A 13,463-nucleotide genomic window follows, 5' to 3' on the forward strand; every position below is an offset into this window, starting at 1 on the left:
CACTACCCCCACTCGTCATCGAATGGGGGAAACGATGAACCCGCCCGGCGGAAGGCCGCAGCGCCGCTTTTCTACGGCGCGCGCACAAACCACCTGAAGGGACGGCTCGAAATCCGTCTACCCGGCAGGTGCACGCTGCCGCTGAGCGGCATTAGAAGCCATCCCTTCCATTCGGCAGGAGGTGCGCGATCTCCGTCGCAAGTTGAGCTTGCGTGTAAGGTTTCGCGAGACGTGCGACGTCTACCACTTCGCTTCCTTCCAGTTCAGCGAACCCCGTCGCAAGCAAGATCGGAAGTCGAGGATATTGGCGGCGCACTTCTCGGGCCAATTCGATTCCTGTCATTCCTGGCATCGCGTGGTCGGTTATTAAAAGATCAGCAGCTAAGCCACTTTCAAGAAGCCGCAACGCCTCAATGGCGGAATGCGCTTCAATCACCTGATGTCCCAGGTCTTCCAGCAGATCGACAGTACTGCCGGCGATCAGAAGATCGTCGTCTACAAAAAGAATCTTCGCTGGCGCCGAGGCTTGGGTAACGATGTTCGGCGCGCGTCCGGAAGGCGGCGACGTTTCACTGGCAACGGGAAGCCAAAGTCTGGCGGTTGTCCCGCTTGAGGGGGTGCTTTCGAGCCGCAGGGCACCTCCGGATTGTTGCGCCAGGCCGAACACCATGGACAAACCCAAACCCGTGCCCTTGCCGACTCCCTTCGTTGAGAAGAAAGGTTCTACGGCCCGGGCCAGCGTTTGTGCGTCCATTCCTTCTCCAGTATCTCGCACCGAGAGCACCACGTATCGGCCTGGTTGGACACCAAGCTGATCGTCGATGTCGACAATTTGCTCGGACAGCCCGATCGTGAGGACGCCGCCAGTAATCATAGCGTCCCGGGCATTCACGGCGAGATTGAGCAGAGCCATTTCGAGCTGGTTCGGGTCGACGTCGACGACCGGCATATTGTCTTCGGCGTGAAGCTCGATCCGAACCATCGGACCCACCGAACGATCTATGAGGCCTATCATGTCTTCCACAAGACTTCGGACGTCTGTAGCTTGCGCCTTCAGTTCCTGCTTGCGCGCAAAAGCGAGTAGCCTTTGTGTTAGAGTGGCGCCACGGCGGGCGCCCTCCATGGCGCCATCCAGGAGCCTGTGAAGTCGAGCATCTTCACCTAGTTTTTTCGAAAGCAGGTCGAGGTTGCCGATGACAGCCATAAGCAGGTTATTGAAATCGTGCGCGACCCCGCCGACAAGTTGGCCCAACGCCTCGATTTTCTGTGCCTGCAGCAACGCTGCCTGGGCCCGCTCGCGACCCGCAATTTCTTCCCGGAGTTGACTGTTCGCCCGCTCAAGGTCAGCCGTTCTCTCCGCAACCAAACGCTCCAGTTCGGCAGAGGCGCCGCGCTGCGCCTCAAGGTACGCACGAGTTTGATACTGTCGTCTTCGAGCGCGCTCTGCGGAAAGTACCGTGGCCTGAAGCGTGATGGCCTGCAAGGGGCGCTCGAGAAAGCCCACGTTACGCAGGCGAATGACCAACTCCCGCCTGAACGCGGCAAACTTGCCACCTTCATTGCGGTTGGTCAGTACGACAAAGGGTTGATCGGACCACGGTGGCTGACGGCCCACCCAGTCCTCCAGAACGCGGGCATTATTGCCGTAGAGCGCCTCCTCCGCCACAACCACGACTTCGATGACCCACTCGAGATTCTCTATCACTTCCTGAAGCGTGTTGCAGACCACGGGACGTAAGCCTGCCCTTTCGATCAACTTGGCAACAGTTGCCGCGTCCCGTCCAATGGGCATCAGGACCAAAACCACGCCTTTTGGCGTTTCAGGCCGGACCATCGGTGTCCCGAGGCATCAAAGGTGCCTCCTCCCCCTTGTACACCGGCGTACCGCCGAAAATGCCACTGAAACCCTTTAGCGGGGGTCCGACGGTGATGCCTTGGTGGCTCAGTTTGAATTCTCGGATCGTATGTTCGTGATTGCCGCTTCGCTTTTTCACGACGGACAGTGCGCGCCGCACGCTGCCATCAAACTCGAAATAACGCAGCATCAGCACGCCATCGGCGAGATAACTAATGTCCAGCGGCGTATCCATCGGTCCGACGAGGCCATGCTGAGCCAGCACGAGGATGGTCAGGGCGCCGCGATGACTGAGATAGCTCAGCAGCTCGTGCATCTGAAGAATCAAAAAGCGCTCATCCGGCATCGCATTGAGATAGCCATTGAGGCTGTCGATTATCACTACCCGCGCGTCAGCACGTTCTACGCTGCTCCGCACCGCGTCGGCAAACTCGCCTGGCGCCATTTCAGCAGGGTCGATTTGCTGAAAATCGATCAAGCCTTTATCGAGCCCGTCTTGAAGTGGAAGTCCCAACGTCTTCGCTCGCGCACTCACAGTGCCGCGTCCTTCGTCGAAGGCAAAAATCACGGAGCGTTCGTTTCGGGCTGCGGCTGCGATCGCATAGGTAAGCGCCAGCGATGATTTTCCAACGCCCGCTGCACCGATGAGGAGCACATTCGTTCCGCGCTCAAGGCCACCGCCCAGAAGAGTGTCCAGTTCCGGATTGCCGCTCAAGACGACGTCGCTGTCGAATTCCTTATGATGTTCTGCTGCGACAAGTCGGGGGGTAAACCATGAGACCACCATGCCGGATGGTGAAGTCGTGAAATCCCCCTTGAATTCGATACCACGCATCTTCACGACACGAAGGCGTCGCCGCTGCGCGCCGTAATCGATTGCCAACTGTTCAAGAAGCACAACGCCATGGGCGATCGAATGCAATTGCAGATCGTTCTGCTGTGATGAAAGGTCATCAAGCAAAACCACAGTGGACTTGCGACCTGAAAAGAAGTGTTTCAACGCGAGGATCTGACGGCGGTATCTAAGGGGGCTTTGTGCCAGCAGGCGAAGCTCCGACAGGCTATCGAGTACAATTCGCGCCGGCGCCAGTGCCTCGACCCGGTCAAAGATCATCTGCGTGGTTTCGCTAAGCTCCATCTCGGCCGGATGCAGCACCGTGAGTTCCTGGCTCGGATCCAGCGTGGTCTCAGGCGGGATCAATTCAAAGATTGTAATGCCGTTGAGCGACCACCCATGACGCTTTGCGACCAGACGCAATTCTTGCTCAGTCTCCGATAGCGTGATGTAGAGGGTCGGTTCGCCGACGCGAACTCCTTCCAGCAAAAATTCCAGAGCGAGGGTTGTCTTGCCTGAACCGGGTTGGCCTTCAAACAGATACATTCTCTCGGGATCAAAGCCGCCTCCGAGAATGTCATCTAGACCAAAATTTCCGGTGGAAATCCTCGGGAGCTCACAGCCGTCGAGCAACCGCTTTTCCTCATCCATATCAACCCCCGTTTCGCCGCAGGCGGAGCCGCCTTTGATTTATGGAAACTTCTGCTCCCGGGCAGGGTTCCCCGGCCAAGCCGGAGCCTCGACGGCGATACTCACCACTTGCGATCCTGTGGTCTTAAGCATTGCTCGGCCGGCCACGGCGACAGGGGCACAATGCCACGGTGTACGGAACAATCCCGCATCCAAATACGTTGAACCTGTTTGGGAGCGCTCCACCCGTTGAAAACACTGCAAACAAAGCTCGACGGGGTCGCCGACGCGCGGCCGCTTCAACTGCTCATCGACTCCATCGTGGACTACGCCATCTACATGATCGATGTAGATGGCACCGTGCGCAGTTGGAACTCCGGTGCCGAGCGATTGAAGGGCTACTCAGCGGACGAGATCATCGGCAAGTCCTTCTCATTGTTTTATCCGCCCGAGGATCGCGCGAAAGAGCTTCCCCAAACAGCGTTGAAAATTGCGGCAGAGACCGGCCGGTTCAGTTCCGAAGGGTGGCGCGTCCGCAAAGACGGGACCCGCTTTTGGGCGTTAGTCGTCGTGGATGCGATCCGCGACGAGCAAGGTCAGGTGATCGGCTTTGCAAAGGTCACGCGCGACATCACAGAACGTCAGCAGGCCCACAACGATCTGCTGGAGAGCGAGCGACGATACCGTCGATTGATCGAGGCTGTTGTCGATTATGCGATTTTTCAGCTGGATCCTGCCGGCAATATAACCACCTGGAATCCGGGTGCACAGCGCATCAAAGGCTACGATCCGGATGAAATTATCGGTCAGCACTTCAGTCGCTTCTACACGCCTGAAGATATTCAAACTGGCGTACCGAAACGGGCGCTCGCCGAAGCGGCCAAATTGGGACGCTTCGAGGCTGAAGGTTGGCGAGTGCGAAAGGACAGCAGTCGCTTTTGGGCGTCAGTTGTCATCGATCGCATCACCGACGAGGCCGGCGAATTGGTTGGGTTTGCAAAAGTAACGCGTGACGTAACCGAGCGAAAGCAGGCCCAGGACGAACTCCAGCGCACTCAGCAGCAGTTAGCCGCCTCTCAGAAGCTCGAAGCGGTAGGCCAGCTCAGCGGCGGGATCGCGCACGACTTCAATAATCTCCTGATGATCGTGCTTGGCAACCTTGAGACCGCGGAGCGGAACAGCCGCGGCCTGACTAACAGCACGAATCTTCAGCGGGCACTCGCCAATGCCAAGCGGGGCGCGCAGCGTGCCGCAGCACTGACTAGCCGCCTGCTCGCATTCTCCCGTCGGCAAGCGCTGGATCCGCAGCCTATCAATCTGAATATTTTTCTGAATGGATTGCAGGAGTTTCTGCAACGTACCCTCGGTGAACGCATCGAAGTTCAAACCGTCGGAAGTGCGGGTCTCTGGTCGATCGAGGCTGATACCAACCACCTCGAGTCTGCCATTATCAATCTCGGTATCAACGCACGCGACGCGATGCCGGATGGCGGCAAACTCACGGTCGAGGCTATGAACGTATTAGCTGACGAGGACTATTGCCGAGTGAATCCTGAGCTCTCCCCGGGCCATTATGTCATCGTTTGCGTAACAGACACTGGGACCGGGATGACCGCGGACGTCCTCAATCATGCTTTCGAGCCTTTTTTTACCACGAAAGAGCTCGGGCAAGGGACAGGCCTCGGACTTAGCCAAGTCTATGGTTTCGTAAAGCAGTCGGGTGGGCACGTGAAGATCTACAGCGAAGTCGGCCAAGGTACCAGCATCAGAATGTATTTCCCCCGCTACCATGGAGATGCTCGACCCGCCGAGGGTAATGCAGACGAGTTTCGCCCGGAAGGTGAGAAACTGGAGACGATACTCGTCGTCGAAGATGATACGGACCTGCGTGCATATGTTTCTGAGCTTCTGCGAGATTTAAATTATCGCGTGGTTGTGGCATCCAGCGCCCAGGCTGCCTTGACCATCCTTCTGCAGGAAGAGCCGAAGGTTGATCTTGTGCTGACGGATGTCGTCATGCCGGGAATCAATGGACGGGAGATGGGCCGGCGCGCACAGCAGATCCGCCCAGGCATCAAGATCCTGTACATGACAGGTTACTCGCGAAATGCCGTGGTCCACCAAGGGCGCCTTGATGAGGGCGTCGAGCTATTAGAGAAGCCGATCTCTCAGGCAAAACTCGCTTTTCGTGTGCGCGAAATGTTAGACCGGCTTGACCAATACTGAATTGAATTCGCGCCAGCGCAGGCCGTGATCCGGTACACAGGTCAATTCTATTCGCTCTTCTTGTTGGCCAAAGTGCTCCGCGTCGAGAATCTGACGGCGAACTACATGCTTATCGGCGCCACTATCATCACCGTGCCTCTGTATGTCGTGTTCGTCAGTCTTTCGGACAAGATCGGCCGCCGCAAGGCGTATGTCGCTGTGGCCCGAGTATGCGTGGCCGCACCCCAACTTTTTCGGCGCCCGCGGTCGACCTCAGTCGAAATGCGGAGGCGTACAAAATCGCGCCAATGACGGAGAGAGTGTCAGTCAATCCCAAATGAAAGATAAAGCATTTTTAAGTTTCTTGGGCGCCAAAACCCGCCATTCGAGCTACGGCCGAACACAACTGTCTGCGGCATGCTCGAGCATTTCTCTAAGACAGAGGCCGTTAGAATGACCTATGAAAAGAACGAGGGCCGATGGCCCTCGCAGTCTGGGAGAACAGACAAAAGCAGTATCCGGCAGCCGTCATGACATGGTCGGCATGACGAATTCGGCACCGGCCCGTATTCCGGTTGGCCAGCGGCTTGTCACTGTCTTCATTCGCGTGTTGAAGCGGACGCCTTCCGGTCCATGCATGTGATGATCGCCGAAGATCGACGCTTTCCATCCACCGAAGGAGTGGAAGGCCATCGGCACCGGAATCGGAACGTTGATGCCGACCATGCCGACCTTGATCTGGTGAGCAAATTCACGAGCAGCATCGCCGTCACGTGTGAAGATCGATGTCCCGTTGCCGAACTCGTGCTCATTGATCAGCCGCGCGGCCGTCGCATAATCCGGTGCTCGCACGACCGAGAGCACTGGCCCGAAGATCTCCTCCTTGTAGATCTTCATGCTCGGCTTGACGTGATCGAACAAAGTCCCGCCCAGGAAGAAGCCGTCTTCGTAGCCCTGCATTTTGAATTTGCGTCCGTCGACGAGCAACTTCGCGCCGTCCGCAACGCCCGCATCGATGTAGCTTCGGACCTTGTCCAGATGCTGCTTCGTGACGATAGGACCCATCTCGGCCTCGGGATCGGTACCCGGCCCGACCTTCAGGCCTCGAACCTTCGGCTCCAAGGCTGAGATCAGCTTGTCTGCGGTCCCCTCGCCGACCGGTACGGCAACAGAAATCGCCATGCAGCGTTCGCCGGCGGAGCCGTAAGCGGCACCCATCAGTGCATCAACCGCCTGATCCATGTCGGCATCGGGCATCACGATCATGTGGTTCTTGGCGCCGCCGAGAGCCTGACAGCGTTTTCCGGTATTCGCGGCGGTCGAATAGATGTACTGCGCAATGGGCGTGGACCCTACGAAGCTGACCGCCGAGACGTTCGGATGATGCAGTAGCGCGTCGACGGCTTCCTTATCACCCTGCACCACGTTGAAGACGCCATCCGGCAGGCCGGCTTCCTTCAGCCATTCCGCCATGATTAGCGAAGCGGATGGATCACGTTCCGACGGCTTCAGGATGAAGGTGTTTCCGCAGGGGGCTCCGCTTGAACTGTTCGAGCAGCCTCGTACGGGCTTTGTGGCCGGCTTCCTCGGGTCTCCGTCGATCAACCTCGTCCCGGCGACCCTCAAGACAAGCGGCGGCTGCGCCGCAGTTGTGTTTCAGTCCGGCGGTGCGCTGACGCTTCCGAATGCAAGAGCCAAATTGCGGACAGGTGCGGATGGCCAAGAAGTTCTGGTGGGCATTCGACCCCAGCACTTCAGCCGGGCTGGCGGCGGACCTCCGCGCGACGGGGTGGTCTCCTATTCGGCCGTCGTCGACCTCATTCAGCCGACGGGGACCCGTACATTCACCACCATCAAGATCGGCGGCGTCGATGCGGTCGCGGAGTTGCAGGCTCATGACGTCAGCAGCCATGGCGAGCGGATCAACCTCGCCATCGACCTCAATCGCGTGGTGCTGATCGATCCGGCCAGCGGCCTGGTCATCTCGTAACGAGCGCCGGCAATCTGGAGAACGGGAGGAAAAAATGGCGTCGAGACTGTTTGCCACCGGAATTGGAGCTCCGGAGGGGCCGGTGTGCCTGCCCGATGGATCGATGTATGTGACCGAAATGTCCGCGTCGACCCTTTGCATCACACGGCTTGACTCTCGCGGCAATCGCAGGGTGATCCGGACGACTGGCGGGCGTCCGAACGGGTTGACGACTGATGGCCACGGCCGGATCTGGATCGCGGAAGCAGGCCTCCGGGCGCTGATCTGCATCGACGACGGCGGAAACGAGATCCGGCGCATGCAGGGCGAAGGTACGGACCGCTTTCTATTTCCGAACGATCTTTGCTTCGGCCCGAACGGACTGCTCTACCTGACCGACTCCGGCATGGCGGCCGAAGATTTCATCAACGGCCAGGCCTTCGTCGACGGCTATATGGACCTTGATTGGGACGGCCGTGTGTATGAGATCGATCCGGCGGCCATGAAGGTGCTACGCGTGCTCGATCGGAAGATCCGCTTCACCAACGGCATTGCTTTCGGCTCCGACAATCACCTCTATGCCAACGCGTCCTTCACCGGCGAGATCTACCGATATGACGTGCTCGGCGAAGCCTCGCCTAGACGCGAGGTCTTCGGCAACGTCCTGCAACCGAATGCCAATCCCGATTTCAAAGGTCCGGACGGGATGGCCTTCGGCACGGATGGCCGCCTCTATTGCACGGTCTACAACCAGAAGAACGTCAGGGTGCTGGACCGACGGGGTGAAGTCGTCGACCGGCTGATCCTGGATGGGCCGCAGCCGACGAATTGTGCCTTCACGCTCGAGGGCAAGAAGCTACGCGTGACTGAAGTCGGCAAGGGGCAAGTCGAAGAGATCGATATGCCCTGCGAGGGCCTGCCGCTGCATCTGCCGAAGTTCGCCTGACGAGGTGCCTCGCGGTTTTGTCCCGCAAGGCGTCCCGCAGATGCGTCAAAGGAAGCCGATCGATAGCCAGGGCACGGCCGCGACGATCAGCGTGCCGATCAAAAGCGCGATCATGTAGCCCACGATCGGCTTCATGCCCTCGTCCGGGTTGATGCGGCTGATGGCGCAAGCCGCGTAGTAGCCGACGCCGAACGGTGGCGCGAACAGGCCGATGCCCATCGCGAGAACGACCACCATCGCGTAGTGGACATCGTGCACCCCGACCTGCCGCGCGATCGGGAACAGGAGCGGGCCGAACAAGACGATGGCCGGGATCCCTTCCAGAACGCTGCCCAGGATCACGAAGGTCACGATCGTCACGGCAAGGAAGACAGGTACTCCGCCGGGAAGGCTGGTCATGAACTTTGCAAGAGAGGCAGAAAATCCCGACTGGGTCAGCGCCCAGGCCATGCCCGTCGCCGCGCCGATGATGAGCAGGATCGCCCCCGACAGCGAAGCCGTCTCGACCAGCATCGGATAGATGCGGCGCCAGTCGAACTGCCGATAGATGAAGAGTCCCGCACAGGCCGAGTACAGGATCCCGATGGTCGAGACCTCCGTTGCCGTCGCAACGCCTTCGACGACGGCGGTCCGGATCACGAATGGCAGCGCGATGGCCGGTATCGCGATCACAAAGGCGCGGCCAATCTGCCGCCCCGTCGCCCGTTTGACGTGAGACAGGTCCTCGCGGCGGTATCGCCACCACACCACGGCCGCGAGCATGATCGCGAGCACCACGCCCGGAAGCAACCCGCCGGTGAACAGCGCCGAGATCGACACACCGGTCACCGAGCCGATCGTGATCAGAACGAGTGACGGGGGAATCGTCTCGGTCTGCGCCCCCGTCGCGGCCAGGAGCGCAACGAGATCGCCGGGCTTGGCCCCACGCTGCCGCATCTCGGGAAACAGCACTGGAGCCACCGCAGCCATGTCCGCCGCCTTGGAGCCGGAGATGCCTGAGACCAGATACATCGCCCCGACCAGCACGTAGTGCAGTCCGCCACGCACGTGGCCCAAAAGGCTTGCCAGGAAGCTGACCATGGCGCGCGCCATGCCCGTCATCTCGATCAGAAGGCCGAGAAAGACGAAGAGAGGCACGGCAAGCAGGATCAAGTGGCTCATGCCCTCGTCCATTCGTCCGATCATCACGACGTCGGGCGTGCTGGTTGTCAGGGCGAGATAGCCGACCGTGGCGAGGCCAAATGCAAACGCGATCGGCACGGCCGCAAAGACCATCGCGCCGACCACGAAAACGAAGAAGATCAGAAGATTCAGATTGCCAAGTGCCTTCAAGACCGGCGCCAGCAGAATGAACGTTCCGATGATGCCTGCGACGATCGCCAGGGAGGCCAGCAAGCTGCGCAGGCTCGCGATGCGGATGAGCCGGAGGACGGCTGCGATCAGCATCAGCCCGATGCCGATCGGCAGCGCTGCCGCACGCCAGGTGTTGACGATCTCGAGCGCCGGAGTGGTGACGAAGGCCTCGTCGGCGGCGAATTCATAGGCCGGCCAAACGACGAGCACGAGAAATGCCAGCGACGCCGCGGCCGCTATGACATCCAGGAACGCGCGGAGCTCCGCACTGAGCACGCCGACGATGGCGGTCATCCGCATGTGCTCGCCGCGCTGGAACGCAATCACAGACCCGAGCATGGCGAGCCAGAGGAAGAGAATGCCGGCAAGCTCGTCGGACCAGACGATCGGCGAGCGGAATACGTATCTGCCCACGATGCCCGCGGACAGCACCACGATCTCCGCCAGCACGAGCAAGGCCGCCGGGACTGCGACAGCGTGGCCAAGCACCATGTTCGCTGTCACCACCCATCGGCGCGAATTCGCTTGAGATCTGCCGGCCGCGAGCCCGGTATCCACATGCGGCGTATGGCTCACGCTGGTCATGATAGCTGGCCCGCGGCTTTTTCAAGGTGAGACCATGCCTCCTCGCCAAACTTGCCCTTCCAGTCGGCGTAAAAGCTGGTCTTAGACAGCGCCTGGCGGAAAGCGGCACGATCGACGTCGATGAACTTGAGACCTTTGGTCGACAGATCGGCGCGCAGGGACTGGCTGAGCTTTGCGATGTCTGCCCGCTGATCGACCGCGGAGCGATCGAGCTCGCGCGTCACGATCTCCTGCACATCCTTGGGCAGGCGCTCGAAGGCGCGCTTGTTGCCCAGAATCCAGTAGCCATCCCAGACGTGCCCGGTGAGGCTACACGTGCTCTGCACTTCGTAAAGACGCGCGGTCGCGATGATCGGCAACGGATTCTCCTGGCCGTCGACGACCTTGGTCTGCAACGCGGAATAGACCTCGTTGAAGTTGATCGGCGTCGGCCCGGCGCCGAGCGCCTTGAAGAGCGAGGTGAGCAGCGGCGCGGGCGGAACGCGGATCTGGAAATTCTTCAGATCATCCGGCGTCCGGACCTCGCGGCCCGACGAGGTCACCTGACGAAAGCCGTTGTCCCAGGCCTTCGAAACCGCCATGATTGGCGTCTTGGCGATTTGCGCCCGGATGTAAGTGCCGAGGTCGCCGTCCATCGCCTTCCATACGCTGTCGTAGTCGGCGAATGCGAAGCCGGTGTTCACAATGCCTGCGCTAGGTACGAGGGTGGCAAGAATCGAGGACGATTGGTTGAAGAACTCGACGCCGCCGCTGCGAACTTGGGTCAAAAGCTCGGTGTCGGAGCCGAGCTGGTTGGCCGGAAATAGCCTGATCTCCAGCCGACCGCTCGTCGCTTCGCGGATACGGTCGATCGCCTCTTGCGCCCGGATATTCACCGGATGCGTTGGGTCCTGTCCGGTCGCGAACTTGTAGACGAACTCGGCGGCAGACGCCGGGCGGGTGAGAATCCCGCAGAGAGGAACGGTGGTGGCGGCCATCAACAGCGAACGGCGACTGATGCTTCCGGGCTTCGATGCAGTCATGTTTTCCTCCTGGTCCTTCATTGACGTTGCTGCCCGTTGCATCAGCGCAGGCTGACGTGCAGCTTTCCGGGTTCTTCGCTTGCCGGCTCTCGACCACCGGCATTTGGGCAGGAGCAATCACTCGCCGCCGCAACATGCGACGGGCGTAGCTCCTCACCTGGGCTTGGCTAAGTTGGCGCTTAGCGCCGGTACACTAAAGCCACCGCTTGATCTGCCGTGCGACCTCTGCGGTGGAAATCCCGTAGCGGTCGTGCAGGGTCGGAAGTGCGCCGGCGTCAAGAAACTCGTCCGGCAATGCGATCTGGCGGAAGGGCGGATGGACGCCGGAACGCATCAGAAGCGCGGCAGCCGCCTCGCCGAGACCGCCAATCGTTGTGTGGTTTTCGGCAACGACGACCAGGCGGCCCGACTTGCCGGCTTCACGCAAGATCGTCTCGGTATCGAGCGGCTTGATGGTTGGAACATGCAGCACCGCAATATCGATGCTGTCGTCTTTCAAGGTCTGTACGGCTTCGAGCGCGCGCATGGTCATGATGCCGGATGAGATGACCAGGGCGTCCTTCCCGTCGCGGATCAGCTTGGCCTTGCCGAGCTCGAATTTGTAGTCGTACTCGTCCAGAACGACCGGCACCTGGCCGCGCAGCAGGCGGGTGTAGACTGGCCCCTGATGCGCCGCGATGGCAGGCACCAACTGCTCGATCTCGTGGGCATCGCAGGGATCGATGACCGTCATATTTGGCATGGCACGAAATAGCGCGAGATCCTCTGCGGCCTGGTGACTCGGGCCGTAGCCCGAGGTCAGGCCGGGCAAAGCACAAACGATCTTCACGTTGCGGTCTTCCTCCGCAATCGTCTGGTGAATGAAATCGTAAGCCCGCCGAGACGCGAACACCGCGTAAGTGGTCGCGAAAGGCATGAAGCCTTCGGCAGCGAGGCCGGAGGCGGCGCCGAACAGAAGCTGCTCGGCCATGCCCATCTGGTAATAGCGGTCCGGGAACTCCTTTGCGAAGATGTACATGTCGGTGTATTTGCCGAGATCGGCCGTCATGCCGACCACCTCAGGGCGGTGGCGCGCGAGTTCGACGAGCGCGTGTCCGAACGGCCCCGGTCTGGTCTTCTGCCCCTCGGCTGCGATCGATGCGATCATCGCTGAGGTGGTCAGGCGCGGCTTGCCCGGCTGCGGTGCTGATCTGACGGTCTTCATGCCTGCCTCCCGGCTTCCAGCGCGGCAAGCGCGAGCTGCCATTCGTGCGGCTCGACGCGGATGAAATGGCTCTTCTCGCGCTGCTCGAGGAAGGGAACACCCTTCCCCATCAGCGTGTCGGCGACGATGATCCGCGGCTTGAGTTCGGGATGGGACTTGGCCGCGTCGAAGGCGGCGACCACGGCATTGAGATCGTTGCCGTTGACGCGCTGCACGAACCAGCCGAAGGCCTGAAGCTTCTCGACCAGCGGCTCGAACGCCATGACCTGCGTGGAAGGACCGTCCGCCTGCTGATTGTTGACGTCGACGATGCCGATCAGATTGTCGAGCTTGTAGTGGCCTGCCGACTGGATCGCCTCCCAGACCGAGCCTTCGTCAAGCTCGCCATCGGAAAATAAGGTGTATACCCGCGCTCCGGATTTCTTGCGTTTGAGTCCCAGGCCCATGCCGACGGCGATGCTGAGTCCGAGCCCGAGCGAGCCGCCCGACATTTCCATTCCCGGTGTGTAGGAGGCCATGCCCGACATCGGCAGGCGGCTCTCGTCGCTGCCATAGGTTTCGAGTTCTTCCTCGGGGACGATCCCCGCCTCGATCAAGGCCGCGTAGAGCGCGATGGCATAATGCCCGTTGGAGAGCAGAAAGCGGTCTCGCTCCTCCCAGGACGGATCTTCGGGTCTGTAGCGCATCGCATGGAAATAGGCGACGGCGAGAACGTCAGAGATGTCGAGCGCCTGTGCGATATAGCCTTGGCCCTGAACTTCGCCCATGCGCAGGGCATTGCGGCGAATATTGTGGGCGCGGTCCGTCAGCTTGGGCGTGTTCGTAAGCGCGTTGGTCGAGGTTTCCATCGATCTGACCC

The 13,463-nt window shown here is 60.2% G+C and carries 8 protein-coding genes and 2 pseudogenes; 3 read left to right on the forward strand and 7 right to left on the reverse strand.

Going from position 1 to position 13,463, the window contains the following annotated elements; genetic code table 11:
- Positions 1-151: 151 nt before the first annotated feature.
- Both BJ6T_RS36990 and BJ6T_RS36995 read right to left on the reverse strand, forming a co-directional pair.
- A complete protein-coding gene (locus BJ6T_RS36990) occupies positions 152-1,834 on the reverse strand; it encodes an ATP-binding protein (RefSeq protein WP_014497707.1) in 1,683 nt (560 codons plus the stop codon).
- Positions 1,821-3,341, reverse strand: a pseudogene (locus BJ6T_RS36995) (ATPase domain-containing protein). Before BJ6T_RS36995 ends, BJ6T_RS36990 begins: the two are co-directional and overlap by 14 nt.
- Before the next feature lie 210 nt (positions 3,342-3,551).
- Between BJ6T_RS36995 and BJ6T_RS37000 the strand changes: the two are divergent.
- A complete protein-coding gene (locus tag BJ6T_RS37000) occupies positions 3,552-5,546 on the forward strand; it encodes a hybrid sensor histidine kinase/response regulator (protein ID WP_014497709.1) in 1,995 nt (664 codons plus the stop codon).
- Positions 5,547-6,053: 507 nt separating this feature from the next.
- On the opposite strand, the pseudogene mmsA reads toward BJ6T_RS37000, so the two are convergent.
- Positions 6,054-7,055, reverse strand: a pseudogene (mmsA, locus tag BJ6T_RS37010) (CoA-acylating methylmalonate-semialdehyde dehydrogenase); the annotation flags it as partial.
- On the opposite strand from mmsA, the gene BJ6T_RS49290 reads away from it, so the two are divergent.
- Together BJ6T_RS49290 and BJ6T_RS37020 are read left to right on the forward strand one after the other, a co-directional pair.
- A complete protein-coding gene (locus BJ6T_RS49290; RefSeq protein ID WP_202557216.1) occupies positions 7,039-7,515 on the forward strand; it encodes an ATP-binding cassette domain-containing protein in 477 nt (158 codons plus the stop codon). The pseudogene mmsA and the gene BJ6T_RS49290 sit on opposite strands and share 17 nt — an antisense overlap.
- A 34-nt stretch (positions 7,516-7,549) precedes the next feature.
- Complete coding sequence (locus tag BJ6T_RS37020; protein ID WP_011084962.1) at positions 7,550-8,440, forward strand: SMP-30/gluconolactonase/LRE family protein; 891 nt, start codon at positions 7,550-7,552, stop codon at positions 8,438-8,440.
- A 45-nt stretch (positions 8,441-8,485) separates the two neighbouring features.
- Here BJ6T_RS37020 and BJ6T_RS37025 read toward each other — a convergent pair whose 3' ends face one another.
- The 4 genes from BJ6T_RS37025 to BJ6T_RS37040 form a co-directional block, all read right to left on the reverse strand.
- Positions 8,486-10,378 carry a TRAP transporter large permease gene (locus BJ6T_RS37025; RefSeq protein WP_011084961.1) on the reverse strand — a complete coding sequence of 631 codons (1,893 nt, stop codon included), beginning with the start codon at positions 10,376-10,378 and terminating at the stop codon, positions 8,486-8,488.
- Positions 10,375-11,400, reverse strand: coding sequence for a TRAP transporter substrate-binding protein (locus BJ6T_RS37030; RefSeq protein ID WP_014497714.1), 1,026 nt, complete (start codon positions 11,398-11,400; stop codon positions 10,375-10,377). The genes BJ6T_RS37025 and BJ6T_RS37030 overlap by 4 nt, the downstream gene beginning before the upstream one ends.
- A 193-nt stretch (positions 11,401-11,593) precedes the next feature.
- Positions 11,594-12,604: a transketolase family protein gene (locus BJ6T_RS37035; RefSeq protein WP_014497715.1), complete on the reverse strand. Its 1,011-nt coding sequence runs from the start codon at positions 12,602-12,604 to the stop codon at positions 11,594-11,596.
- Positions 12,601-13,452 carry a transketolase gene (locus BJ6T_RS37040; RefSeq protein ID WP_011084958.1) on the reverse strand — a complete coding sequence of 284 codons (852 nt, stop codon included), beginning with the start codon at positions 13,450-13,452 and terminating at the stop codon, positions 12,601-12,603. The genes BJ6T_RS37035 and BJ6T_RS37040 overlap by 4 nt, the downstream gene beginning before the upstream one ends.
- Positions 13,453-13,463: the final 11 nt, after the last annotated feature.

Source organism: Bradyrhizobium japonicum USDA 6, from assembly GCF_000284375.1.
Classification (GTDB): Bacteria; Pseudomonadota; Alphaproteobacteria; order Rhizobiales; family Xanthobacteraceae; genus Bradyrhizobium; species Bradyrhizobium japonicum.

What these genes read in the sequence shown, in the direction of transcription:
- BJ6T_RS36990 (WP_014497707.1), bottom strand. Translation starts at nt 1,834, where the DNA reads ATGGTCCGGCCTGAAACGCCAAAAGGCGTGGTTTTGGTCCTGATGCCC.
- BJ6T_RS49290 (WP_202557216.1), top strand. Translation starts at nt 7,039, where the DNA reads ATGAAGGTGTTTCCGCAGGGGGCTCCGCTTGAACTGTTCGAGCAGCCT.
- BJ6T_RS37020 (WP_011084962.1), top strand. Translation starts at nt 7,550, where the DNA reads ATGGCGTCGAGACTGTTTGCCACCGGAATTGGAGCTCCGGAGGGGCCG.
- BJ6T_RS37025 (WP_011084961.1), bottom strand. Translation starts at nt 10,378, where the DNA reads ATGACCAGCGTGAGCCATACGCCGCATGTGGATACCGGGCTCGCGGCC.
- BJ6T_RS37030 (WP_014497714.1), bottom strand. Translation starts at nt 11,400, where the DNA reads ATGACTGCATCGAAGCCCGGAAGCATCAGTCGCCGTTCGCTGTTGATG.
- BJ6T_RS37035 (WP_014497715.1), bottom strand. Translation starts at nt 12,604, where the DNA reads ATGAAGACCGTCAGATCAGCACCGCAGCCGGGCAAGCCGCGCCTGACC.
- BJ6T_RS37040 (WP_011084958.1), bottom strand. Translation starts at nt 13,452, where the DNA reads ATGGAAACCTCGACCAACGCGCTTACGAACACGCCCAAGCTGACGGAC.